Origin of the sequence: Campylobacter sp. S4:11 (assembly GCF_024723695.1) — a bacterium.
In the GTDB taxonomy this organism is placed as follows: domain Bacteria; phylum Campylobacterota; class Campylobacteria; order Campylobacterales; family Campylobacteraceae; genus Campylobacter_D; species Campylobacter_D jejuni_C.
The window spans coordinates 71,047-95,283 of the sequence record NZ_JANQDC010000005.1; the positions used below are offsets into that span (position 1 = coordinate 71,047).

The 24,237-nt window shown below is 29.7% G+C and carries 25 protein-coding genes; 18 read left to right on the plus strand and 7 right to left on the minus strand.

Features of this window, described 5'->3' with window-relative positions:
* Positions 1-7 precede the first annotated feature (7 nt).
* The 9 genes from CAMP5053_RS02830 to CAMP5053_RS02870 all read left to right on the plus strand — a co-directional run bounded on the left by CAMP5053_RS02830 (position 8) and on the right by CAMP5053_RS02870 (position 7,516).
* Complete coding sequence (locus CAMP5053_RS02830; protein WP_087700752.1) at positions 8-625, plus strand: thioredoxin domain-containing protein; 618 nt, start codon at positions 8-10, stop codon at positions 623-625.
* Positions 609-902 (plus strand): ATP-dependent Clp protease adaptor ClpS, encoded by a 294-nt coding sequence (locus CAMP5053_RS02835; protein ID WP_337217216.1) that lies wholly within the window; start codon positions 609-611, stop codon positions 900-902. Before CAMP5053_RS02830 ends, CAMP5053_RS02835 begins: the two co-directional genes overlap by 17 nt.
* A complete protein-coding gene (locus CAMP5053_RS02840; protein WP_337217217.1) occupies positions 899-3,028 on the plus strand; it encodes an AAA family ATPase in 2,130 nt (709 codons plus the stop codon). The genes CAMP5053_RS02835 and CAMP5053_RS02840 overlap by 4 nt, the downstream gene beginning before the upstream one ends.
* Complete coding sequence (aat, locus tag CAMP5053_RS02845; protein WP_214100568.1) at positions 3,003-3,644, plus strand: leucyl/phenylalanyl-tRNA--protein transferase; 642 nt, start codon at positions 3,003-3,005, stop codon at positions 3,642-3,644. The genes CAMP5053_RS02840 and aat overlap by 26 nt, the downstream gene beginning before the upstream one ends.
* 92 nt (positions 3,645-3,736) lie before the next feature.
* The gene (gene flgB, locus CAMP5053_RS02850) at positions 3,737-4,168 is read left to right on the plus strand and encodes a flagellar basal body rod protein FlgB (protein WP_039618716.1); all 432 of its coding nucleotides are present in this window, start codon (positions 3,737-3,739) and stop codon (positions 4,166-4,168) included.
* Positions 4,169-4,178: 10 nt separating this feature from the next.
* On the plus strand, positions 4,179-4,673 hold the full coding sequence (gene flgC / locus CAMP5053_RS02855; protein ID WP_039618718.1) for a flagellar basal body rod protein FlgC: 495 nt from the start codon (positions 4,179-4,181) through the stop codon (positions 4,671-4,673).
* 3 nt (positions 4,674-4,676) lie between these two features.
* Positions 4,677-4,973 (plus strand): flagellar hook-basal body complex protein FliE, encoded by a 297-nt coding sequence (fliE, locus tag CAMP5053_RS02860; RefSeq protein WP_087700749.1) that lies wholly within the window; start codon positions 4,677-4,679, stop codon positions 4,971-4,973.
* 3 nt (positions 4,974-4,976) lie between these two features.
* The gene (locus CAMP5053_RS02865; RefSeq protein WP_214125420.1) at positions 4,977-6,761 is read left to right on the plus strand and encodes a peptidoglycan D,D-transpeptidase FtsI family protein; all 1,785 of its coding nucleotides are present in this window, start codon (positions 4,977-4,979) and stop codon (positions 6,759-6,761) included.
* Positions 6,762-6,772: 11 nt separating this feature from the next.
* Positions 6,773-7,516, plus strand: coding sequence for a class I SAM-dependent methyltransferase (locus tag CAMP5053_RS02870; RefSeq protein ID WP_214125419.1), 744 nt, complete (start codon positions 6,773-6,775; stop codon positions 7,514-7,516).
* Here the strand turns inward: CAMP5053_RS02870 and hemH are convergent.
* The 3 genes from hemH to CAMP5053_RS02885 are packed head-to-tail and all read right to left on the minus strand — an operon-like array spanning position 7,513 to position 10,351.
* Entirely contained in the window at positions 7,513-8,418 is a 906-nt protein-coding gene (gene hemH, locus CAMP5053_RS02875; RefSeq protein ID WP_261529644.1) for a ferrochelatase, read from the minus strand. The two genes, CAMP5053_RS02870 and hemH, sit on opposite strands and share 4 nt — an antisense overlap.
* Positions 8,419-8,420: 2 nt before the next feature.
* A complete protein-coding gene (locus tag CAMP5053_RS02880; RefSeq protein WP_337217218.1) occupies positions 8,421-9,278 on the minus strand; it encodes a Gfo/Idh/MocA family protein in 858 nt (285 codons plus the stop codon).
* Positions 9,275-10,351, minus strand: a complete 1,077-nt coding sequence (locus CAMP5053_RS02885; RefSeq protein ID WP_251813762.1) for a DegT/DnrJ/EryC1/StrS family aminotransferase — start codon at positions 10,349-10,351, stop codon at positions 9,275-9,277. The genes CAMP5053_RS02880 and CAMP5053_RS02885 overlap by 4 nt, the downstream gene beginning before the upstream one ends.
* Positions 10,352-10,459: 108 nt before the next feature.
* Between CAMP5053_RS02885 and alaS the strand changes: the two genes are divergently transcribed.
* From alaS to CAMP5053_RS02915, 6 genes are all read left to right on the plus strand, one after another.
* Positions 10,460-12,997, plus strand: coding sequence for an alanine--tRNA ligase (gene alaS / locus CAMP5053_RS02890; RefSeq protein WP_337217219.1), 2,538 nt, complete (start codon positions 10,460-10,462; stop codon positions 12,995-12,997).
* Entirely contained in the window at positions 12,997-13,539 is a 543-nt protein-coding gene (gene maf / locus CAMP5053_RS02895) for a septum formation inhibitor Maf (RefSeq protein ID WP_214100678.1), read from the plus strand. The genes alaS and maf overlap by 1 nt, the downstream gene beginning before the upstream one ends.
* Positions 13,539-15,470 (plus strand): PBP1A family penicillin-binding protein, encoded by a 1,932-nt coding sequence (locus CAMP5053_RS02900; RefSeq protein WP_087700785.1) that lies wholly within the window; start codon positions 13,539-13,541, stop codon positions 15,468-15,470. The genes maf and CAMP5053_RS02900 overlap by 1 nt, the downstream gene beginning before the upstream one ends.
* Before the next feature lie 84 nt (positions 15,471-15,554).
* Positions 15,555-16,448: a protein-methionine-sulfoxide reductase catalytic subunit MsrP gene (gene msrP / locus CAMP5053_RS02905; RefSeq protein ID WP_337217220.1), complete on the plus strand. Its 894-nt coding sequence runs from the start codon at positions 15,555-15,557 to the stop codon at positions 16,446-16,448.
* On the plus strand, positions 16,448-17,008 hold the full coding sequence (locus CAMP5053_RS02910; RefSeq protein WP_214100680.1) for a sulfite oxidase heme-binding subunit YedZ: 561 nt from the start codon (positions 16,448-16,450) through the stop codon (positions 17,006-17,008). Before msrP ends, CAMP5053_RS02910 begins: the two co-directional genes overlap by 1 nt.
* 89 nt (positions 17,009-17,097) lie before the next feature.
* The gene (locus CAMP5053_RS02915; protein WP_214100681.1) at positions 17,098-18,993 is read left to right on the plus strand and encodes an NAD(P)/FAD-dependent oxidoreductase; all 1,896 of its coding nucleotides are present in this window, start codon (positions 17,098-17,100) and stop codon (positions 18,991-18,993) included.
* A 34-nt stretch (positions 18,994-19,027) separates the two neighbouring features.
* Here CAMP5053_RS02915 and CAMP5053_RS02920 read toward each other — a convergent pair whose 3' ends face one another.
* From CAMP5053_RS02920 to CAMP5053_RS02935, 4 genes are all read right to left on the minus strand, one after another.
* Entirely contained in the window at positions 19,028-19,552 is a 525-nt protein-coding gene (locus CAMP5053_RS02920) for a DUF2165 family protein (RefSeq protein WP_204507002.1), read from the minus strand.
* 68 nt (positions 19,553-19,620) lie between these two features.
* Positions 19,621-21,741, minus strand: a complete 2,121-nt coding sequence (locus tag CAMP5053_RS02925; RefSeq protein ID WP_214125410.1) for a heavy metal translocating P-type ATPase — start codon at positions 21,739-21,741, stop codon at positions 19,621-19,623.
* Entirely contained in the window at positions 21,731-21,922 is a 192-nt protein-coding gene (locus tag CAMP5053_RS02930) for a heavy-metal-associated domain-containing protein (protein ID WP_087700737.1), read from the minus strand. Before CAMP5053_RS02930 ends, CAMP5053_RS02925 begins: the two co-directional genes overlap by 11 nt.
* Positions 21,923-22,468 (minus strand): GNAT family N-acetyltransferase, encoded by a 546-nt coding sequence (locus tag CAMP5053_RS02935; RefSeq protein WP_214100683.1) that lies wholly within the window; start codon positions 22,466-22,468, stop codon positions 21,923-21,925.
* A gap of 80 nt (positions 22,469-22,548) precedes the next feature.
* Between CAMP5053_RS02935 and CAMP5053_RS02940 the strand changes: the two genes are divergently transcribed.
* From CAMP5053_RS02940 to CAMP5053_RS02950, 3 genes are read left to right on the plus strand one after another with little or no spacing between them, the layout of a single operon-like run.
* Complete coding sequence (locus CAMP5053_RS02940; protein ID WP_214100684.1) at positions 22,549-23,256, plus strand: YebC/PmpR family DNA-binding transcriptional regulator; 708 nt, start codon at positions 22,549-22,551, stop codon at positions 23,254-23,256.
* 11 nt (positions 23,257-23,267) lie between these two features.
* On the plus strand, positions 23,268-23,750 hold the full coding sequence (locus tag CAMP5053_RS02945) for a peptidylprolyl isomerase (protein WP_087700734.1): 483 nt from the start codon (positions 23,268-23,270) through the stop codon (positions 23,748-23,750).
* Between the two features lie 48 nt (positions 23,751-23,798).
* The gene (locus tag CAMP5053_RS02950; RefSeq protein WP_087700733.1) at positions 23,799-24,227 is read left to right on the plus strand and encodes a trehalose-6-phosphate synthase; all 429 of its coding nucleotides are present in this window, start codon (positions 23,799-23,801) and stop codon (positions 24,225-24,227) included.
* Positions 24,228-24,237: the final 10 nt, after the last annotated feature.

A 24,237-nucleotide genomic window follows, 5' to 3' on the forward strand; every position in this document is an offset into this window, starting at 1 on the left:
GATTTTGATGAAAAAATTTGCTTATTTATTTTTTACATTTGCTTTTGCATTTTTAATAAATGCTTGCTCAAGCGAAGAAAAAATCGAAAACGAATTTGCATTTGCTGAGTATAAAATGGGTGATGAAATTCTTTTAAAAAGTGTTAATGGTGGTGAAAAAACCTTAGTAAGAACACAAAATGGTTTTGTGGTAAAAGGCGAAGAGAATAAAATTTTAATGTTTGATTTTTTTGGAACCTTTTGCACACCTTGTCAAGAAGAAGCCACTCATCTAACAAGTTTGTGGCAAAAAAATGCTGACAATTTTATCATCATAGGGCTAAGTCATTTTGAAAATGTTAGCGATCAAGCTGTAAAAGATTTTGCCATTAAATATGGGGCTTATTATTTCTTAAGCAATTCTAAAGAAAATGATAGAATTGTTGCACAAGCATTAAAAGATATTAACTATCAAAGTATGGAACAACTTCCTTTTAAAGTAGTTTTAAAAGATGGTGTTTATCAAGATTTAACAGACTTTTGGAATAAAAACTCAAAAAATTATGTGAAATATTATCTTGGGAAAGTTTCTACTGAAATTATGCAAGAAGATATTACTAGGATATTAAATGGGTCTAAAAAGTGAAATTTTAGAACAACAAAAACTGGCAGAACCTAAAATGTTTAAGGTTTTGCTTTTAAACGATGATGTTACCACTATGGATTTTGTAATTGAAATTTTAATGAATATTTTTCATCATGATTTTGAAAAAGCAAGTGTGATCATGCTTGAAATTCATCATCAAGGAAGTGGAGTTTGTGGTATATACACAGAAGAGATTGCACTTAGTAAAAAACAGCAAGTTGACACGGCAGCAAAAAACAATGATTTTCCACTCCAAACAAGGATAGAAGAACAATGAAATATAAAGAATTAATCGATTCGTTTATACCAAATGCAAGACATTTAAGCTTTATCAATCATCATGAATTTATCACTTGCGAGCATTTGCTTTTTGCTTTAGTTAAGCTTAGTAATGATTTTAAAAATTTACTTGAAGAAATTGGAGATGGTGATTTACAAAGCTTTGAAAATGAATTAAAAAATTATCTAGCTAAAAATAATGAAATTTTAAAAAAAGAAATAGAACCTATTTTTTCTGTGATCTTGGAAAATATATTACACAAACTAAACGCAAAAAATCAAACAAGTGTGATTGATTTTATCATCGCACTTTGCAAAGAAGAAAAAGCTTATTCTTATAATATTTTAAAAAAACATTTAATAGAAGAAGAAAAAATAAAAGAATTGTTGCAAAATGCTGAATTTGAAAATTTAAAAACCCACACCATAGAGCTAGTTGAGCTTGCAAAAAAAGGTAAGATAGATCCTGTTATAGGTAGGAAATTTGAACTTGAAAGAATGATGCAAATTCTAAGCCGTCGTAAGAAAAATAATCCTATTTTAGTGGGTGAGCCAGGTGTTGGTAAAAGTGCTGTTATAGATGGGCTAGCACTAGCTATAGCTGAAGAAAAAGTGCCAAAACACTTAAAAAACTCAAAAATTTATAGTCTTGATATGGCGAGCTTGCTTTCAGGGACAAAATACAGAGGTGATTTTGAAAAAAGACTAAAAGATATCATTAAAGAATTAGAAAATATCCCTAATGCTATTTTATTTATAGATGAAATTCATACCATAGTAGGAACTGGCGCAAGCAATGAAAGTCATGCAGATATGTCAAATTTATTAAAACCTGCATTAAGCAATGGCAATATAAAATGTATAGGAGCAACTACTTTTATAGAATACAAAAATACCTTTGATAAAAACAAAGCTCTAAGTAGAAGATTTGCAAAAATTGACATAGATGAACCAAGTGAAGAAGAATGTTTTTTGATTTTACAAGGCTTAAAAAGCAAATACGAAAATTTTCACAAAATCAAAATCAGTGATGAAATTTTACAAACAAGTATAAAACTAGCAAAACAATTTTTACATGATAAATTTTTACCCGATAGTGCGATTGATTTAATCGACGAGCTTGGCGCAAGCTTTGCTTTAGAAGATAAAAAAAGTAAAAAAATAGTAAAAGTAAAAGACTTAGAAAATACTTTAGCAAGAATGACACATTCTCATAAAATTTATGAAAGTGATCAAGGTAAAATTCTTAAGAACTTAGAGCATGATTTAAAACAAAACATCTTTGGACAAGATGAAGCTATTAAAGCTTTATGTTCTATTTTAAAACAAAGCTATGCAGGATTAAAAGGTAAAAATACCCCAAAAGGTGTGTTTTTATTTACCGGATCAAGCGGGGTTGGTAAAACCGAACTTGCCAAAAATTTAGCACAAATTTTAAATCTTAATCTTGAAAGATTTGACATGAGTGAATACTCACAAAAACATGATGTGAGCAAACTCATAGGAACTTCAGCAGGTTATGTGGGCTATGAAGATGGTGGCTTGCTTAGTAATAGTATTAGAAAAAATCCTTTTAGCGTGGTCTTATTTGATGAGATAGAAAAAGCTCATCCTGATTTAACTAATACCTTTTTACAAATTTTTGATAATGCAAGTTTAACAGATAATAGTGGATTAAAAGCTGATTTTAAAAACACCATTATCATTATGACTTCAAATTTAGGTCTCAAAGAAAATAATGAGCTTGGTTTCTTAAGCAGTGATAAAGAAAAAAGTAATAAAGCCATAAAAGATTTTTTTGCGCCTGAATTTATCAACCGTATAGATAAAATCATTCATTTTAATGACTTAAATCAAGAAATTTTAGAACAAATTGTTCAAAAAGAACTAGACTTAATGGCTAAAAATTTAAATAACATCACCATAGAAGCTGATAAAAAAGTAAAAGAATTTCTTGCTAAAAAAACTAATAATAAGGAATTTGGAGTAAGATTATTAAAACGCATTATTGCTGAAGAATTAGGAGAGAGATTAAGTGATGAAATTTTATTTGGAAAATTAAAAAATGGTGGCAAATTAAAACTAAAACTTTCCAAAAATGAAAAAATCGAATTTGTATTCTAAGCTTTTAAAAAGCCCTGATGATACGCCTGTTTTTATTAGTGAAAAACTAGAAGTAGACTTTATACCTCATGCTTATAGTCTAGGGCTTTTTCCATGGACTAGCAATCCTGTTACCTGGTGGTGTCCTTCTCCTAGAATGGTGCTTTTACCTGATGAAGTGCATATACAAAAAAGTATAAAAAAAGCTTTAAAAACTTATGAAATAAGACTTGATTTTGATTTTAACTCGCTTATAAGTCATTGTGCAAAAAGAAAAAAAACTTGGATAAGTCAAGAATTTATACAAGTTTACACAAAGCTTTTTGAGCAAAATTTAGCTCATAGCGTTGAAGTTTATGAAAATGATGTTTTAATTGGCGGTTTATACGGACTTATCATAGGCAAAATATTTTTTGGTGAAAGCATGATAAGTCTTAAAAAAGATACCTCAAAAGTAGCTCTAATAAGACTTTGTGAGCTTTTAAAACCATATGATTTTTTAATAGATTGTCAGGTGCCTAATGAGCATTTAAAATTTATGGGCGCTAAAGAAATGACAAAAAAAGATTTTTTAAAAACACTAGAAAAAAAAGTTTCGCTTGAAAGCGGCTTTAAAAATTTCAAAAATTTACTATAAAAAGATATAATTATAGATAAACAAAATTGCATAAATATTTTGGAATGATTTTTGCTTTTAGTCTATAAAAGCTTTATTTTAAAGGAAAAATTATGATAAGCCCTTTTAAATCAAAAGAACTTATTGTTGATGCTTTAGCAGGAAGAAACCTAAGAAGTCAAATGATTAATTCTAACCTTGCGAATGTTGATACTCCTTTTTATAAAGCAAGAGATATAGAATTTGAAACTGCTTTAGTTAATAGAGCAAATGAAATTTTTAAAAAGAAAGATACCAAAGAGCTTGAATTAGCAAGTACAAATGCAAATCATCAAAAACCTTGGAAATTTCCAGATCCTAATAAATCAACTATTTATTTAAGAGATGGACATTTAGCAAGAAATGATGCAAATACAGTAGATCTTGATGTAGAAACTACTGAAATGAGTAAAAATACTATGATGATTACTGCTTTAGATGGTGTTTTAAGAAGACAAAGTAATATTTTTTCAACCATCATAGATACAAGCTCTAAATTAGGCTAGGAGAAAAATAATGGCTTATTTAAGTGATTTTGATATTAGCGGATACGGACTTAGTGCGCAGCGCTTTAGAATGAATGTAATTAGCTCAAACATAGCTAATGCAAACACTACTAGAACAGCAGAAGGCGGTCCATATAGAAGAAGAGAAGTGATTTTTAAAGCGACTGATTTTAATGAATTACTAAATAAACAAATAGCCAAGGATAATAATTTTTTAGAATATGAAAATCCTTTAAACGACCCAGCTTCACAAAAAGATGCAAAACCTGCTATAATGAGTGTAGTGGTTGATAAAGTTGTAAGAGATGATAAAGATTTTCGTATGAAATTTGATCCATCTCATCCAGATGCAAACGAACAAGGCTATGTTGCTTTTCCAAATATAAACCCAGTAATTGAAATGGCCGATTTAATAGAAGCAACAAGAGCTTACCAAGCAAACGTAAGTGCTTTTACAAGCACTAAAACTATAGCACAAAGTGCGATAGATTTATTAAGAGGTTAATAAATGAACACTATTAATAGTATAAATCAATTTAACAATGTTAACAATAAAAACAACAATAGCAACACAAATAACATAGGTGATGAATTTTCAAGCTTATTAAAAAATTCTATTAACAACCTTAATAAAACCCAAGAAACAGCTGAAGCTGCTATGGTAGATATTGCAACAGGTGAAGTAAAAGACTTACACCAAGCAGCAATTGCGATTAGCAAAGCTGAATCAAGTATGAAATTTATGCTTGAAGTTAGAAATAAGGCTATAAACGCATATAAAGAAATTTCAAGAACTCAAATTTAATATATGCTTTCAAATACCATTAGAAATAGAGTTTCAAAGGTAGTTTTTGCTTTTTGTATGGCTCTGTTTTGTATGGCTCTGTTTTTACTTTCTACTTTTTTTCTTACTTCAAAACGTCATATACCAAATACTCAAAAAGAGCAATATTTTTCTGCTCTTAGAGGTAATATTATTACAAGTGATAATTTTACCATTGCTTCAAGTAGACAAATCTATAGAGCTGAAATAGATTTAAGAAGTTTAAATCCCGATAAAAAAGAATTGTTTTTAACCCTTTTTCAAATTTATAGTGGCATTAATAATGAACAAATGCAAGATATTAAAAAAAGAATGCTTGCAAAGAAAAAAAGAGGTTATAGTTTTATTTTACTTCAAAATATCAACTCAAAAGACGCAAGTTATCTTAAGGAATTATCTAAAAAACTTTACACTCAAGGCTTTTTCAGATCTTTTACAAATAGCAATGGTAGAGTTGAAACAAGAGGACTTGATATTATAGAACACAAAGAAGATCGTGTGTATATGTCAAAAGATTCACTTACTCCAGTCATAGGCTATACAAGAACTTATATAGATAAACAAAGCGAGATTTTTAAAAATATCGGCATAAAAGGCATAGAAAAATACTACGATGAATGCTTAAATCCTTTGCAAGATGCTAAAATTCAAGGTCTAAGAGATATAGGTGGTAATATTATTTTAAATTCGCACTCCTATGAGCAGCGTAAAATAGATGGTTGCAACCTCTACTTAAATATTTCATTAAAACTTCAAAAGGGCCTAGAAAAAGCAATTGATAAAAGAAATGAAGATCTAAAAGCTAATGAAATTATCGTCGCTATCATGGAAAGTAAAAGTGGGAAAATTTTAGCTCTTGCTAGCTCAAGAAGATATGATCCTCAAAATCGTGGAAAAGATCTTTCTGTGCTTAATGCAAGTGCGATAGAATATGGCTATGAAGCGGGATCTGTTATAAAACCCTTTATATTTACTACTGCTTTAATGCTTGACAAAATTAAGGTTAATGAAGTTGTTGATACCCAAGGTGGTCAATATAAATTGGGTCGTTTTACTATACGAGATGACCACAAAAAAAACAAAATGAGCATGGAAGAAGTTATAACGTATTCTTCAAATGTTGGTATGATTAAAATTGCTCAAAGACTAAGCAACCTTGAAATTATATCAGGGCTTAGAATTTTTCGTTTTGGAGAAAAAAGCGGTATTGATCTTCCTTATGAACAAAAAGGGGAAATACCAAATCCTAAAAAATTAAGAGATGTTGAAAAATCTGTTTTAAGCTATGGTTATGGTTTAAAAACAACCTTTATTCAACTTTTAGCTGCTTATAATGTATTTAATAATGACGGAATTTATATCGCTCCGCAAATTGCAAATAAAATTTATCAAGATGGACGTTTAATAAAACTTGATGATGAAGTTAAAAAAGAAAAGATACTTTCAAGTAAAGCTGCCAAAGAAATGCAACAAATTTTAATCAATGTTATAGAAAAAGGAACAGGTAAAAAAGCACAAACTCAAGGTATTACTATAGGTGGTAAAACGGGTACAGCTAGAATTGCTGAAAGAAAAGGTTATACTTCAAATCGCTACAATGCTTCATTTTTTGGTTTTGCAAATGATGAGAAAAACAATTACACTATAGGAGTTTTAGTAAGAAATCCTACCAAAGCTTATAGTTATTATGCTGCACAAAGTGCTTTACCTATGTTTAAAGATACGGTAAATCTTATGATAAAAGAAAGCTATTTAAAACCAAATCAATAGGAGATTAATTAATGGAAATTAACTATTATAGTAATCTTTGTAGTGAAATGTATGATATTTTACATAATAAAGCACCCCAAGATGAATTAGATTTTTATTTATCATATGCTAAAAAAGAATATAAAATTTTAGAACCTTTATGTGGAAATGGAAGATTTATGATTCCTTTTTTAACCCAAGGTTTTGATATTATAGGAATAGATTCTTCCGAAGAAATGTTAAAAAAACTAAAACAAAAATATCCTTTTGCACGAACATTTTGCGTTGACCTTTTAAAATATAATTTTAAAGAAAAATATGATTATATATTTATCCCATCAGGATCAATTTCTCTATTTACTAATATCACAGAATGTAAGATTATTTTAAAAAACATAAAAAATGCATTAAAGAAAGATGGAGTATTTGTATTTGCAGTAGACAACATAAATGCAAAAAGCTATAATGACAATAACTATAAAATAACATCATCGGTATCAACTCACAACGGCTTAAATCTTGTGTTGAAAAACAAAAGTTACTTTGATGAAAAAACACAAACTCAATTTTATCCCAGCATATATGAATTATACGATGAAGATAAATTAATAAAAAGTGAATATATGGATTTTCAAATACATTTATATAAACAAGGAGAAATGGAAGATTATTTAAAAGAAGTTGGTTTTACAAAAATAATTTCTTATTTTTCTTTTTCAAAAACTCTTATAAACAACAACCAATATGATTTCTTTTTATACGAATGTAGACATTAAATATCTATTTTATTTAAAACAAACTCTATAAATTCATCACTATCATTAGGGCAAGCAATAAGCTCATAATCACTTTTTGCTAAGTGCCTATACTCTACTCCAAGCTCAAAAATAGTTTCAGAGCAATCTATACAAAAAGATATAGGATAAATCAAAGCTTTTTGTTCTAAACTTTCTAAAATATCGCTTGTGTTAGGCTCAAGCCATTTTACTGGGCCTAATTTTGATTGATAGGATAAAATGATTTGATCAAATTCATTTTTAAGTTTTTCTTTTAAGATACCCACATGCTCTTGCACATGTTTTTCATACAAATCACCTTTTTTAATTACTGAAAGTGGTAAAGAATGCGCAGAAAAAATCAAAGTTTTATAATCATACTCTTTCTTTTTTTCTAAAATATGTTTTATAATCATTTCATTATAAAGCTCATCTTTATAAAAAACATCAATGATTTTTACATTAGCTTGATTTTGGATATTTCTTAGCTCATTTTGCACTACTTCTAAAGAACTAGTTACAGTGGTTTTAGAATGATGAGGATACAAAGGAAATAAAATAATTTCATCATTTTTTTGAAAATCATATTTTGAAAAAACTTCATTTGCAAAGGGTGGTACATAAAGACTAATAAAATCAAAGTTATATTCCCTAGTTTTAGAATTTAATTTATCACATAAACTTTGTGTGATTTGAGTAAGCGGGGATTTCCCACCCATTTTTTCATAATTTTGCTTCATAGTTTTTAGTCTTGATTTTCTTATCATAAAGGCTACAAATTTTCTTAAGAAAACATTTTTTATCCCTAAAATATAAGGATCATTAAACATATTTTTTAAAAAAACTTCACATTCTTCAAGTTTATTAACCCCGCCCATATTTAAAAAAAATACATATTTCACTATCAAACACCTTCTAAAATTTCTTGTACTCTCAAAGCATCTTCAATGCTAGCTAAATTTTCACAAACTCCATTTTGTAAAAGCTCAAAAAAGGCCTCATGCTCAGCATACAAAGGAGAATTTTCATATAAATTTGGAATTTTTTGCATATTGATGAAAAGTTCAAAATTTTTAAGATCAAGTTCATAAGTATGTTTTTTACCTAAAAGTGTGATCTTTCTTATAATGCATTGTCCATTCCAACTATCATGAATATTTGCTAAAATATTTTCTAATTTTAAACTTATCATTACCTCATCTTCAAATTTATCATGATGAAAACTTTTATAAATATTTGCTTTTAAAATTTGCTCTTGACTTAAAAATCTAACTAAGTCAATATCATGCACACTAAGATCACTTAAAACACCCACATCGTTTATTCTTTGTGGATAAGGTGAAATTCTTTGTATATTAATACTTATAATCTCATCTTCTAAAAGTTTTTCTTTTAAAGTTAAAACAGCAGGATTAAATCTCTCGCAAAAGCCCACCCCTACTCTGACTTTATTTTCTCTAGCTTTTTGCTCTAAAATTAAAATTTCATCAATATTTAACGCCAAAGGCTTTTCTATCAAAACATTTTTTATTTTAGGAAAAACCTTTAAAGCTATATCTAAATGCGTATGAGTAGGTGTAGCAATGATAACACCATCAAGATTTTGCGCTAAAAAATCATCAAAATTTTTATGCAAAAAATGTTTAAATTTATCTTTACAAAAAGGATCATAAAGATGAATTTCTTTTACTTTTAAATTATGCTCAAGTTCTCTTAAATGGTTTTTACCCATTTTACCAAGGCCTATAAGCCCTATTTTCATTTAAAAGCCTCAATCACTCTAGCTTGGTGCTCTTCTTTTAAAAATGCACTCATAGGTAAGGATAAAATTTCATCACTTAAAAGTTCTGTATTTGGTAAATCACCCTTTTCGTAAGCAAGATAATCGAAAGCTTCTTGCAAATGAAGCCCTAAAGGATAATGCACCGCAGTAGGTATACCTTGCTCTTGTAATTTTTGCATGAAATTTTCTCTATTCTTTACACGCACGCTATATTGAGCCTGGGCACTCACAAAATCATCTTTTCTTGGTGGTAAAATACAATTTTTTAAATTTTCATCATAAACTTTTGCTATTGCTTCTCTTTTTTTAATCTCTTCATCTAAGTATTTTAATTTCACATTTAAAATAGCTGCTTGGATAGTATCAAGCCTTCCATTGATACCGATATATTTATGCTTATATCTTTGTACTTGTCCATGATTTAAATAAATTTTTATTTTTTGTGCTAATTCATCATCTTGAGTAAAAATCGCTCCACCATCTCCATAAGCACCTAAAGGTTTAGACGGGAAAAAGCTTGTACAAGATATATCAGCTATAGCACATGATTTTATGCCTTTTTGACTGGCTCCAAAACTTTGCGCACTATCTTCTATCAAAGCAATGTTTTGACTTTTACAAAGTTCTTTTAGAGCAAACATATCAGGCATAAGCCCAAAAATACTCACAGCAATTACAGCTTTAGTTTTAGGTGTGATAGCACTTTGAACTTTTTCTAAACTAAGATTATAATCTTTAAAATCAATATCTACAAAAACAGGCTTAGCGCCGATTAGAGCAACCATTTCAGCTGTAGCTATAAAGGTAAAACTCGGCACTATTACCTCATCATCCCTACCCACACCCAAAGCCATTAAAGCTAAAAATAACGCACTTGTACCACTTGAACAGCCTATCGCATGTTTAATACCTACATATTTAGCTAAATTGTTTTCAAATTCTTCTAATTTTACACCACCTATAAAAGAGGTGCTTTGTAAAACTTCACTAATAGCCTCATCAATTTCATTTTTATAAGCATTGTATTGAGCATTTAAGTCTATAAAAGGAATTTTCATTGTATTAACCTTGTAAATTAAAATCGTGATTATAAGATAGTTTTACTTAATTTAAAGTATTTTTGGTATTATTTTAAGCAAAAAAACTAGCTAGGAAAATCTATGGATATAAGAAAAGAATATTTAGAATTTTTTAAGTCAAAAGGACATGAAATCACTCCTTCAAGCCCTTTGGTGCCTGATGATGCGACTTTACTTTTTACTAATGCAGGTATGGTGCCTTTTAAAAGTATATTTACCGGGGAAGTACCGCGCCCAAATCCTCCGCGTAAAACAAGCTGTCAAACTTGTATAAGAGCTGGTGGAAAACATAACGACTTAGACAATGTAGGCTACACAGCAAGACATCATACTTTCTTTGAAATGCTTGGAAATTTTAGTTTTGGAGATTATTTTAAAGAACAAGCTATTGCTTATGCTTGGGAATTTGTAACTGAAGTTTTAAAATTACCTAAAGAAAGATTATATGTAACCGTTCATGAAAGTGATGATGAAGCATATGGGCTTTGGCAAAAACATATAGAAAAAGAGAGAATTTATAAATTTGGCGATAAAGATAATTTCTGGCAAATGGGCGATACTGGACCATGTGGGCCTTGTAGTGAAATTTTTTATGATCAAGGTGCTGAGCATTTTAATTCTAGTGAAGATTATATGGGTGGTGATGGAGATAGGTTCTTAGAAATTTGGAATCTAGTTTTCATGCAGTATGAAAGAAGTGCTGATGGCACGCTTACTCCATTGCCAAAACCAAGTATTGATACAGGTATGGGACTTGAAAGAGTTAGCGCTATAAAAGAAGGAAAATTTAGTAATTTTGATAGCTCTTTGTTTATGCCTATTATTGAGAGTATTGCAAAACTTTGCGGTAAAACTTATACCTATGAAAGCGGGGCTAGTTATAGAGTAATTGCTGATCATATAAGATCAAGTGTATTTTTACTTGCTCAAGGAGTTGGCTTTGATAAAGAAGGTAGGGGTTATGTTTTAAGAAGAATTATGCGCCGTGCCTTAAGACATGGATACTTACTAGGTCTTAAAAGAGCTTTTATGTATGAGCTTGTAGATGTAGTGTGTGAGTTAATGGGTGGGCATTATACTTACTTAAATGAAAAAAAAGAATTTATCAAAGAACAAATCAAACTAGAAGAAGAAAGATTTTTAAGTACCATTGAAAATGGTATAGAAATTTTTAATGAAGAACTTAAAAAAACTAAAGATATTTTTAGTGGTGAAGTAGCTTTTAAACTTTATGATACTTATGGTTTTCCGCTTGATTTAACCCAAGATATGCTAAGAGAAAAAAATCTTAGCGTAGATGAAGCTAAATTTAATGAGCTTATGCAAGAACAAAAAGATAGAGCCAAAGCCTCTTGGAAAGGAAGCGGGGATAAAGCAATTAGTGGGGATTTTAAGGTTTTATTAGAAAAATTTGGTAAAAATACTTTTAGTGGTTATAAAAATTATGAAGAAAAAACTAAAATCATAGCTATTTTAGATGAAAATTTTAAAATCACAACCGAAGCTAAGGCAGGAGATATAGCGTGGTTAATGCTTGAAAAAACTCCATTTTACGCAACAAGCGGAGGGCAAAGCGCTGATTTAGGTTTTATTAATGAAAATGAGGTTTTAGATACGCAAAAATTCTTTGATATTAATCTTAGTCAAGTGAAGTTAAAACAAGATCTTAAAACAAACGATGAAGTATTAGCTTGCATAGATACTAAAAAAAGAGAGCAAATCGCAAGACATCATAGTGCGACACATTTATTACATCATGCTTTAAGAGAAATTCTTGGCTCACACATTAGCCAAGCAGGCTCTTTGGTAGAACATAATAAATTAAGATTTGATTTTACTCATCCAAAAGCTCTAAATAAAGAAGAACTAAAGCAAATAGAAGCTTTGGTAAATACCTACATCATGCAAGCAAATGAAGCTAAAATTGAAATTTTAGCTTTAGATGAAGCTAAAAAAAGTGGTGCTATAGCTTTATTTAGTGAAAAATATCAAGAAAAAGTAAGAGTTTTAACCCTAGGTGCTAGTAAGGAGCTTTGTGGTGGTACCCATGTGAAAAATAGCTCTGAAATAGGAAGTTTTTACATCATCAAAGAAAGTGGTGTTAGTGCTGGAGTTAGAAGGATAGAAGCAGTGGTAAGCAAAGCTGCGCTTGATTATGTTAGTGAACATTTAAAAGAGCTAAACCAAGCCAAAGAAGAGTTAAAGACTCATGATATTTTAAGCTATGTGGCAAAATTAAAAAATGAAATAGCTAGTTTAAAAAATGAATTAAAAAATTCAAACAAAGCAGAATTAAACTCTAAAGAACTAAAAGGCATTCAATATTGTGTGCAAAAAATAGATAGTGGCGATATAAAAACTATGATAGATGAGTTTAAAAACAAATTTAATAAAGCTGTAATTTTACTTTTACAAGAAAAAGAAGGCAAAATCATCATCGCAGCAGGCGTTAAAGACACCTCATTAAAAGCTGGTGTTTTGGTAAAAGAAATTGCACAAATGCTTGGTGGAAACGGTGGCGGTAGGGATGATTTTGCAACAGCCGGTGGTAAAGATACAAGCAAAATAGAACAAGCACTTGATCATGCTAGAAAAATCATAGAAGAAAGTCTTGCTTAATGCTTTATTTAGCTTCAAGTTCGCCTTCACGCGTTGCTTTACTAAAAGAAGCAAATATTGCTTTTGAGCAAATTATTATGGATTATGATGAGAGCTTGGTAAAAAAAGACAATCCAAGCTCTTATGTGCAAAAAATTGTTTTAGAAAAAGAAAGGCAGTTTTTTGCAAAATATCCTGATTTTAAAAATGTTTTATTTGCTGATAGTATAGTTTGTGCTCAAAATATCATTCTTACTAAAGCTAAAAGCGATAATGAAGCTTTTAATATGCTCAATTTGCAAAGTGGTAAAAATATTAGCGTTTTAAGTGCAATGATTTTAGTTTTAGAAGATAAAAAGATTTTTAATCTTAGTAAGTGTGATTTGATCTTAGATAAATTTGATTTAAAAGATATGCAAGAATACATTGAGTCAAAACTTTATCAAGGTAAAGCCGGAGCTGTGATGTGTGAGGGCTTTCATAAAAAATACATTAAAAAAATCATAGGCCATCAAAGTACAGCACTAGGGCTTAATATAGAACTTTTGAAAGCATTTTTATGATAAAAATTTTAAAAATATTTCTTTCTTTTTGTATAGTGTGTGCGGTTGGAGTTTTTATATTTATTGCATATTTGTTTTCTGATTCTGATTTAAATCAATATACCTTTAAAGATTATAAACCACCTCTTACAACACAAATTTTTGATAAAAATGGAAAATTAGTTGCAAATGTTTTTGAGCAACACCGCTTTTATGCTCCTTATGAAGAACTTCCACCAAGACTTATAGAAGCTTTAGTAGCCATTGAAGATACTAGCTTTTTTGAACATGGTGGGGTTAATATAGATGCGATTTTTAGAGCAGCTATTAAAATCATAAGAAGTGGTGGAAAAACTATGGAAGGAGCTTCCACCCTTACACAACAATTTATAAAAAACACAGAATTAACCCCGGAGCGTACTTTAAGCAGAAAGCTAAAAGAAGCTTTGCTTGCATATAAGATAGAAAGTACTTTAACTAAAGAGCAAATTTTAGAAAGATATTTAAATTTCATCTTCTTTGGACATGGATATTATGGAGTAAAAACTGCTGCACTTGGATATTTTAGAAAAAATTTAGACGAGCTTAGCTTAAAAGAAATTGCTATTTTAGTAGGTATGCCAAAGGCTCCAAGTACTTATGATCCTACTAGACATTTAGATCTTTCTTTAGCTAGAGCAAATAGCGTAGTGCAAAGAATGTATAATCTTGGTTGGATTTCTAAAGAAGAGTATGAAAATGCTTTAAAAGAAATTCCAAAAGTATATGATGATACTTTAACACAAAATGCAGCTCCTTATGTTACTCAAGAAGTTTTAAAACAACTAAGCGGAATTAAAGACTTAAAAAGTGGTGGCTATAAAATAGAACTTGCCATTGATCTTGATGTGCAAAATATTGCAAGAGAGGCTTTAAAATTTGGCTATGATGAAATAGTTAAAAGAGATAAAGATGCAAATTTAAGCACACTTAATGGAGCTATGATAGTAGCAAATCATCAAAATGGAGACATTTTAGCCTTAGTTGGCGGAGTAAATTACGCAAAAAGTAATTTTAACCGTGCTACTCAAAGCTTAAGACAGCCTGGAAGTTCTTTTAAGCCTTTTTTATACCAAATTGCCATTGATATGGGCTATTCTCCTATGAGCAAGGTTGCTGATATTTCAAGAATCTTTGAAAGCACCAAAAAAGATGAACAAGACTGGAAACCTAAAAATTATGGTGGAAAATTTTTAGGGCTTATAAGCTTAAAAGAAGCACTAACTGGCTCAAGAAACCTAGCTACTATAAATTTAGCTCTTGCTTTGGGGCTTGATGTGATCCATGATAAACTTCAATTTATGGGCTTTAAAAATATACCAGTTGATTTATCTATAGTCTTAGGTAGCTTTGGGATTTCTATTTATGATTATGCTAAACTTTATACAGTATTTGGAAATTATGGGGTGCAAAAAGATTTGATACTCATTAAAAGAGTAATCGATAAAAATGACAAAATAGTGGTAGAATTTAACTCTGGAGAAAGAAAAATCAGCGAACCTGAACAAGCCTTTTTAGTTAATGATATGATGCAAAATGTTGTTAAAAAAGGAACTGGGCGCAATGCTAGAGTGGAAGGGATTGAAATAGCTGGAAAAACTGGCACTTCAAATAAAAGCGTTGATGCATGGTTTTGCGGATTAACTCCTGAGATAGAAGCTATCATTTGGTATGGTAATGATGATAATAAACCTATGAAACAAGTAGAAGGTGGTGCAAGAACTGCTGCTCCAGTTTTTAAAGAATTTTTAACAAAATACTTAGAACTTTATCCTGATAGTGCTAGAAAATTTACCATTCCAAAAGGAGTTTATCAAGGAATTTATGAAAAACAAAGAGAGTATTACACCAATGCCTCTCCATTTCCAAAAAACAACCCTGCTCTATCTGAAAATAATGAGGTAATTTTTTAAAAATATTTTTTATAAAATAATAAAAATTATCCTTTTATTTTCCTTTATATGTTTTAATATCACAAAATATATAAAGGACTTTTCATGAATATCACAAACGAACAATTATATAATAAAAGACGCCATTTTTTAAAACTAGGTGCTGGAGCTTTGGTTAGTTCAGCCTTAGTCCAATCTGAATTAATGGCATTAAATTTCTTTCCTGATCCTAACAATGAAAAATTAAAACTTAGCGATGAAAAAATTGCAACTAATTATGTTAATTTTTATGAATTTTCTACTGACAAAAAAAGAGCTGTTGAGCTTGCAAAAAATTTCAACACAAATGGTTGGAAAATAGAAGTTAGTGGGGAAGTTGAAGAGCCTTTGACTTTAACTATGCAAGATTTATTAGCCTTTCCTTTAGAAGAGAGAATTTATAGATTTCGTTGTGTTGAAACTTGGTCTATGGTGGTGCCTTGGGTTGGTTTTGAATTGCGTGCTTTAATAGAAAAATGCAAAGTCAAAAGCGAGGCTAAATTTATAAAATTTACCACTCTTTTTGATAAAAATCAATTTGCTGATCAAGCTTCATTTTTCCCAACTCTTGATTATCCTTATATAGAGGGTTTAAGATTAGATGAGGCTATGCACCCATTAACGCTTATGGCTGTAGGAATGTATAAAAAGCCTTTATTAGGACAAAATGGAGCGCCGATTCGCCTTGTAGTTCCATGGAAATATGGTTTTAAAAGTATCAAATCTATTGTAAAAATAGAATTTACTAAAGAACAACCTAAAACCACATGGGAGCTAGCAAACCCTAGAGAATATGGTTTTTATGCTAATGTTAATCCAAATGTTTCTCATCCAAGATGGTCTCAAGCAAATGAGCGTCCTTTGGGAGATTTTTTCACTAAACCTACGCAAATGTTCAATGGTTATGAAAAAGAAGTAGCGCATTTGTATAAAGATATGGATTTAAAGGTTAATTTTTAATGAGCAAAAAAGTTTATAATATCAGTGGATTTTTAGCCTTTGCTTTAAGTATTATTTTTAGTATTTATCAAATCTTGCAAGAATTTGATATTGTAAAATCTGTGTATTTTTATAGTGGTATATTTGGCTTAATCTTTTTTGGATTAAGCCTATTTTTTTCACTTTTAAAGTATAAACACACAAAAGATTACCCTAAATTTTTAGGTTTTTATGCATTTTTTTGGACTTTGATTCACTTTTTTAATTATTTTGCTTTTGGAAAAAATTTAGATCTAATACTTTTTTTCAAAGATACTTTTAGTAAAAATTTAGAACTTAGTGGTTTTATAAGCTTTTTCATACTCTCGCTTATGTTTATAAGCTCTTTTAAACTTTTTAAAAAATTAAGCAAAATAAGAAAACTTGGATATTTTTGTTTTTTGCTAGTAGCTTGGCATTATTTTTTATCTGCAAAAGTACCACAATTTCCACATTTTTTAGTTTTAAGTCTTGCAGCGACCTTTTTGCTTTCTAAACTATATAAAAATTATAAAAAGAGAAAAAGAGTAACTTTTTTATAAAAATTTTTGTATTTATAAAATACTTTAAGAATAAAAATATAAATATACTCTTAAAATAAGAGCTAATATATCTTATTTTAAGGACAATCATGCAAAGAAGAGACTTTTTAAATGGAATGGCTTTAACTATACTTGCAGGAATGACTCCTTTGCAGGTATTATACGGTAAAGAAGCCAAAATCGAAGATTTCACTAAAGAATACTACCCGCCAAAGTGGCTTGGATTAAGGGGTAGTAATAATGCAAGTTATGAATTTGCACATATGTTAAGAGATGGTGAAAAATTTAATTTTAGTGTTATTAAACCTAAACAAGAATACGACTTAGTTGTTGTTGGAGCAGGTATTAGTGGTTTAGCCGCAGCTTGTTTTTATCAAAACAAATTTGGAAAAGATAAAAAAATTCTTATTCTTGATAATCACGATGACTTTGGTGGACATGCTAGAAGAAATGAAATAGAACTAGAAGATGGCACTATTTTAAGTTATGGTGGTAGTGAAACATTTCAATCGCCAAAGGCATTATATTCTAAAGAAGTAGTAGATTTACTATCATCTTTGGGTGTGGATATTGATGAGCTTGCTAAACGTTTTGATGTAAATTTTTATCCTGATTTAAAACTTAGTAGAGGTGTGTATTTTTCTAAGGCTGAATTTGGAGTAGACAAAGTTGTAAATGGTAATCCTAGAAAAGTAATTTGTGATGATATTCCTGAAGAAAAAAGCAATGGAAGAAGCATTGAGGCTTTTATAGGTGATTTTCCTCTTAATGAAAAAGATAAAAAAGATTTAATTGCTTTATTTAAAAGCGAAAAAGACTATTTAAAAGGTTTAACAAAAGAGCAAAGGGATAAGTATGTAGCAAAAACAAGCTATAAAAAATTCTTAGAGGAAAAGGTTAAACTTTCACCACAAGCTATAAAATTTTTTGAAGGTATGACAGATGACTTTTTGGCTTTAGGTATTGATGCTGTTTCTTGCGAAGACGCTAGAATTTCTTTCCTACCTGGTTTTGATAAACTTGGACTTGATCCAATTGAAGGGGAAGCACTAGCTGAAATGGAAGAACCATATATCCACCACTGTGCTGATGGCAACGCCACTGTTGCTAGATTAATGGTTAGAAGATTAATTCCTGATGTGTCTAAAAAAGGTAAAGATATGGATGAAATTACCTTAGCTCATTTTGATTATTCTAAACTTGATCTTGCTAAAAATAAAGTACGTTTAAGATTAAACAGCACTGTTATAAATGTAGAAAATACAAAAGATGGAGCTTTAGTAACTTATGTTAATAAAGGCAAAAATTATAGAGTAAAAGCTAAAAAAGTTGTAATGGCAAATTATAACAGCATGATTCCATATATAATACCAAGCATGCCACAAGATCAAAAAGATGCTTTAAGTAAAAATGTAAAAACCTCTCTTTTGCATACTAAAGTTATCATAAGCAACTGGGAACCATTTATAAAACTTGGAGTTCATGAAATTTATTCACCAAAAATGCCTTATGCTAGAACTAAACTTGATTATCCTGTGGATATGGGAGGATATCACCACCCAAGAGATCCTAAAAAGCCTATTTGTGTTCACATGGTTTGCTCTCCTTTGGCTTTTGCAAACATCCAAGGGATTGATCTTGATGGAATGGATGCAAGGGATAGAGCTAGAGTAGGCAGAAATTTATTATTTACTATGAGTTTTGAAGAGCATGAGAAAATTATTCGCGATCAACTTCAAGGCATGTTAGGCTCGGCTGGATTTGACCATGAAAGAGACATTAAGGCTATAGTTGTAAATCGTTGGGGGCATTGTTATTCATATACAGAAAACAGTCTTTTTGATGATAGTGAAGAAGCACAAAAAACTATAGAACTTGCAAGAAAACCTTTTGGTAATATTGTTATAGCAAATTCAGATTCTGATTGGTCAGCTTACATGCATTCAGCAATCGATCAAGCTTACCGTGCTGTTAATGAATTATAATACCAAACTCCTACAAAAAAGGAGTTTGATAAAATTAATCATCGTTTTTGATACTAATATAAATTAAAGCTAAAAGCATATAAGTTACTAATCTAGTAGCATCAGGCAAACCATTCCATGTTTTACTCATCCACATACCAAACCACTCTGCAGCTACCACTTGAAAACCAAAAAACCAAAGTAAACAACAACAAGTTAGAGCAATAATTCCAAATTTTTTAGCTTCATGAAAAGTTTTTGCATCTAAATTTCTTGCTTTAAACATATCTAAAGCACCTTTTAAAGCAGTTAACATAATAAAAGCTTCAAAACAGATAATAAAAATATAAGCAATATGATGAATAGTAGAATTTGTAATAGCCCTATAAACAATAGCATTACCTAAATAATCAGGTTTGGTGTCCATACTCATAACATGTTTTACAAACTGAAAATTTGAATTATAATCAGTTATATTACCAAAAACAACAATAGCTGCTAAAGAGGCAACTGTAAGCAAGATAATCATTTTAGAATATCTTATTACATTCATCATAGAAAAACCGCAATTGCAATTCATTATGATACTCCTTTTTTGTTAAATTTATATTAATATAATACAACAAATATTAAATAAAACTGAAATATCTAACGCAATCTTAAAGAATTTAATACAACTGTTACCGAACTAAAACACATTGCCAAAGCTGCCAAATGTGGACTAAGACTTATAAATGGCACAAGACCTGCTGCAATAGGAATACATAAAGCATTGTAAATAAAAGCCCAAAATAGATTAAGTTTGATGATATTTTTAGTTCTTTGAGAAAGCTCAAAACAATAAGCTATTAAAGATAAATCATCTTTTATTAAAATCAAATCTCCGTTTTTTTTAGCAAGCTCACTTGCTTTAGAAAAACTAATGCTTGCGCTAGCTAAATTTAAAGCAGGAGCGTCGTTAATACCATCTCCTATAAAAAGCACTTTTTCTTTTTTGATTTTTTCTTTTATGAAATCAAGTTTTTGCTCAGGTTTTAAGTCAAAATAATATTCATCAATATTGAGCTCATTTGCTATTTTAGCAACACTTTTTTTATTATCACCACTTAAAATAATACTTTTTACACCTTTTTGTTTTAAATTTGCTATCAAGTCTTTAGCTTCGTTTTTAAGTTCATTTTTCAAGCAAACCCCGCCAAGACAAATTTTATTTTTTGCAAAATATAAACATATAGGTGCTTGATCTTCAAATTCTTGCAAAAATTGCTTACTTTTTTGCATATCAACACCATTTTCAAACATTAATTTCTCATTGCCTATTAAATATTTATCTTCATTTTCCTCATAAAGTAAACCACTCCCCACCAAAACACTTAATTTTCCCTGCAAATTTAAATTTACATTTAATTCTTTAGTAAATGCCTTTGCGATTGGGTGTGAGCTTAAATTTTCAATTTGGGTGAGTTTTTGAAAATCTTCTTGAGTAAGATTATGCTTATAAACACTTAAGTCATCTTGGCTTAAAGTGCCTGTTTTATCAAAAATAGCAAGTTTTATACTAGCTAAATTCTCTAATACCGCTGGATTTTTTACTAAGATAAAATTTCTTGCACCATTTGCTAAAGCACTCACTATGGCTATAGGAGTTGCTAAGCCCAAAGCACAAGGACAAGAGATTAAAAGCGTGGCACAAGCATGCAAAAATGCTGCGTTAATTCCTTCTTTAACATACCAAAAAGCAAACACAAAAAGCGATAAAATTATAATACAAGCTACAAAATAAGCTGAAATTTTATTCGCTAAATTTGCTAAAGGTGTTTTGACATTACCTGCTTTAAAAACAAGATCTTTGATTTGCTCTAATGAGCTTTCAATCGCCTTTTTATTAGCTTTAATCTTTAAACTTCCATTAATCAACACAGTTCCTGCTAAAATCTCATCATCTTGCTTTTTCAAAAGTGGTAAAAACTCTCCTGTTAAAAAACTCACATCAACCTCAGCTTCACCTGCTATAATCACCCCATCAGCAACAACGCTTTCACCCTCTTTTACTAAAATCACATCATTTTCTTTTACAAAAGCACTAGGTATGCTTTTTATACTTCCATCTTCTAAAATTATATTGGCTTTTTTAATATCTATATTTTTTAATTTGTTTTGGTATTCTAAGGATTTAAATTTAGCCTTTTCTTCTAAGTATTTACCTAATAAAACAAAGCTTATAATCATCGCTCCACCACTAAAATACAAATAACCATCTTTGTTAAACACTTCAAAATATACAAAAAAAGAATATACAAAAGAAGTAAAAGCACCTAAGGATATCAAGGTATTCATATCTAAATTTTTATACTTTAATCCCTTAAGAGCGTGGATGAAAAAACCTTTTCCACAATAAAAAATTACTATCATAGATAAAAACATTTGAATTAAAGCAGAAACATTTCCTTGAACAAACATTTCAAAATACATCACAATAGAGCTTAAGATTATACTCATAATAAGCTTTGTTTTCATATTTTTAAGCTCTTGGAGTTTAAACTCATATAAATTTTGCTCTTCTTGCAATATCTCAAAACCCAAAGCTTTGATTTTTTCTTTGATTTTTGTTTCCAAAGATAAATCTTTAAGCAAAAACGCCCCGCTAGAATTGACATAAGAAACACTCACATCTTCTACCCCATCAATTTTTGCACAAACTTTTTCTATAGCATTAGAGCAATTAACACAAGTCATATTGCCTATTTTTAATTTTAACTCATACTTCATCTATCTCAAAACCTAATTCTTGTAATTGTTTTTTGAACTCTTCAACTTGCTCTGTTTTTAAATCAATCTCTATGCTTTTTGTTTCAACATTTATTTGCATGGTACCAAATTCATCTTCTAATGAAGCCTTGATTAAATTTACACAACTTTGGCAATTGATATTTTTAGTTTTTATAATCATTTATTCTCCTTTTTCTCTGTATTCATATTTATGAGAATGAAAAATTTTATTTTTTATAAATTTAAAACCCATTTTTTCATAAAGTATTTTCGCGTTTATATTTTCATCCTCTACGATCAATGAAAGCTTTTTATCATTTTTCAAAGCTTCGTTGAAGGCATATTCAATCAATTTCTTAGCAATACCTTTCCCTCTTGCTTTTTCATCCACGCAAATACTATCTAAGTAAAACTCATTTTCACATTCTTTTAAAACTTTTTCATTAATCCCCAAAAACTCTAAATGCTCATTTAAAGGCTTATCTAACTCATCTGCCAAAGCCCCATCATAAAAACAAATCGCACCTAAAATTTCATCATCTTCTTCATAAACATATATATTTTCATAGCTTAAACGATTATTTTCTTGAGTGAAGAAATTTTCTAAAACCTCTATAGCTTTTTGATGATCATTATAACCACTAAGTTTATAAATAAAATGATCCATTGCTAAAGCAAGTAATTGTATACATTTTCTAACATCATCTTTTCTAGATTTTCTGATCACTCTTTTACTCCTTTAAAATCAAATTTAGACTTCTTAGTTTATACTTTTAACTTTAAAACAATATAAGAAAGAGAGAATTTATGGGAAGAGCGTTTGAATATCGCAGAGCCTCTAAAGAAGCAAGATGGGATAAAATGAGCAAACTTTTTCCAAAACTTGCAAAGGCTATACAAGTAGCAGCAAAAGAAGGCGGAGCTGATCCTGATATGAATCCAAAGCTTCGTAGCGCCATAGCTACTGCAAAAGCTAATAATATGCCAAAAGACAATATCGATGCAGCCATTAAAAGAGCAAGCGGAAAAGATAGTGCTGATATTAAAAATATCCACTATGAAGGAAAAGCAGCACATGGAGCTTTAATCATCGTTGAGTGCATGAGTGATAATCCTACACGCACGGTGGCTAATGTAAAAGCGATTTTTAGCAAAAATGGCGGTGAAATTTTACAAAATGGCTCTTTAACTTTTATGTTTTCACACAAAGCTGTCTTTCATCTTGAAAAATATGATGGAGATTTAGAAGAACTTGAACTTGAACTCATTGATGCAGGACTTGAAGAACTTGAGCAAAATGAAGAAGAATTACTAATTATAGGTGATTATACTGCCTTTGGTGAACTTAGTAATGCTATAGAAAAAAAAGGCTTAGTGCTTAAAAAAGCAGGACTTGAATATCTTGCTAACAATCCTGTAAGCTTTAATGAAGAACAACTTCTTGATATTGAAAAATTACTTGATAAATTAGAAGATGATGATGATGTGCAAGCAGTTTATACTAATATAGAATAGGAGCAAAAAAAATGCTTAAAAAAATCGACACAAAAGATGCAAAAAAATACAATTTTGCTATCATTAGCACCGAAAAAGGTGATATGAAATTAGAATTATTTCCCGATGAAACACCGCAAACTGTATGTAATTTTGCTAACTTAGCTAATGATGGTTTTTATGATGAGCTTGTTTTTCACCGTGTGATTCCAAATTTTGTAATACAAGGTGGTTGTCCTTATGGTATAGGTTCAGGTGGTCCTGGTTATGAGATAGAGTGTGAATGTGACGATCAAAAACACAAGCACTTAAGAGGTAGCTTATCTATGGCTCATGCTGGTAGAGATACAGGTGGATCGCAATTTTTTATCTGTCATAGCCCACAGCCTCATTTAGATGGAGTACATACTATCTTTGGACAAATCAATCCTGAAGATAAAGAAAGTTTAGAAGTATTAGATAGTATTAGAGCAGGAGATAAAATCAAAACTATCCAAATTTTAGAAAAACTTTAATTTTACATCTCCTTAAAATTGTGCTATGATTTTTTAAGGAGATTAACTATGCATTTTATTTTTATTTGTATTCATCTTATTTGTGCTGTATTTTTTATAGCTTATGTATTTTTTGATGTATGTGTTTATCACTTTGCTTATAAACACGAAAGTAAAGAAGATTGTGATAAAATTAAAAAAGCCTATACCAAATCAAGTATTTTTATTTTTGCTAGTATTTTTATCTTACTTTTGCTGAGTGGATTTTATCTTTTGAGTTTTTATGAAATTAACTCTTTTTGGGATTTTTTTGCAAGTAATTTTGGCAGATTTTTATTTATCAAACTTTTATTATTAATAACAATGCTAGTTTTGACTTTTTACTCTTTATTTTTTATAAAAGTTTTAAAAAGAAAAGACCCTTTAAAATCTCACTTGATTGCATTGATTTTATGTATTTTAATAGTCATTTGCGCAAAAGCGATGTTATATTTTTAAAACATTAAAA

Bases quoted from the DNA above. Each gene is read 5' to 3' on its own strand.
- CAMP5053_RS02910 (WP_214100680.1), top strand. From the start codon at position 16,448: ATGAGCAAAAAAGTTTATAATATCAGTGGATTTTTAGCCTTTGCTTTA.
- CAMP5053_RS02830 (WP_087700752.1), top strand. From the start codon at position 8: ATGAAAAAATTTGCTTATTTATTTTTTACATTTGCTTTTGCATTTTTA.
- CAMP5053_RS02880 (WP_337217218.1), bottom strand. From the start codon at position 9,278: ATGAAAATAGGGCTTATAGGCCTTGGTAAAATGGGTAAAAACCATTTA.
- aat (WP_214100568.1), top strand. From the start codon at position 3,003: ATGAAAAAATCGAATTTGTATTCTAAGCTTTTAAAAAGCCCTGATGAT.
- CAMP5053_RS02945 (WP_087700734.1), top strand. From the start codon at position 23,268: ATGCTTAAAAAAATCGACACAAAAGATGCAAAAAAATACAATTTTGCT.
- CAMP5053_RS02950 (WP_087700733.1), top strand. From the start codon at position 23,799: ATGCATTTTATTTTTATTTGTATTCATCTTATTTGTGCTGTATTTTTT.
- msrP (WP_337217220.1), top strand. From the start codon at position 15,555: ATGAATATCACAAACGAACAATTATATAATAAAAGACGCCATTTTTTA.
- flgB (WP_039618716.1), top strand. From the start codon at position 3,737: ATGATAAGCCCTTTTAAATCAAAAGAACTTATTGTTGATGCTTTAGCA.
- CAMP5053_RS02915 (WP_214100681.1), top strand. From the start codon at position 17,098: ATGCAAAGAAGAGACTTTTTAAATGGAATGGCTTTAACTATACTTGCA.
- flgC (WP_039618718.1), top strand. From the start codon at position 4,179: ATGGCTTATTTAAGTGATTTTGATATTAGCGGATACGGACTTAGTGCG.
- CAMP5053_RS02835 (WP_337217216.1), top strand. From the start codon at position 609: ATGGGTCTAAAAAGTGAAATTTTAGAACAACAAAAACTGGCAGAACCT.
- CAMP5053_RS02930 (WP_087700737.1), bottom strand. From the start codon at position 21,922: ATGATTATAAAAACTAAAAATATCAATTGCCAAAGTTGTGTAAATTTA.
- alaS (WP_337217219.1), top strand. From the start codon at position 10,460: ATGGATATAAGAAAAGAATATTTAGAATTTTTTAAGTCAAAAGGACAT.
- CAMP5053_RS02865 (WP_214125420.1), top strand. From the start codon at position 4,977: ATGCTTTCAAATACCATTAGAAATAGAGTTTCAAAGGTAGTTTTTGCT.
- CAMP5053_RS02840 (WP_337217217.1), top strand. From the start codon at position 899: ATGAAATATAAAGAATTAATCGATTCGTTTATACCAAATGCAAGACAT.
- fliE (WP_087700749.1), top strand. From the start codon at position 4,677: ATGAACACTATTAATAGTATAAATCAATTTAACAATGTTAACAATAAA.
- CAMP5053_RS02870 (WP_214125419.1), top strand. From the start codon at position 6,773: ATGGAAATTAACTATTATAGTAATCTTTGTAGTGAAATGTATGATATT.
- maf (WP_214100678.1), top strand. From the start codon at position 12,997: ATGCTTTATTTAGCTTCAAGTTCGCCTTCACGCGTTGCTTTACTAAAA.
- CAMP5053_RS02940 (WP_214100684.1), top strand. From the start codon at position 22,549: ATGGGAAGAGCGTTTGAATATCGCAGAGCCTCTAAAGAAGCAAGATGG.
- CAMP5053_RS02925 (WP_214125410.1), bottom strand. From the start codon at position 21,741: ATGAAGTATGAGTTAAAATTAAAAATAGGCAATATGACTTGTGTTAAT.
- CAMP5053_RS02920 (WP_204507002.1), bottom strand. From the start codon at position 19,552: ATGAATTGCAATTGCGGTTTTTCTATGATGAATGTAATAAGATATTCT.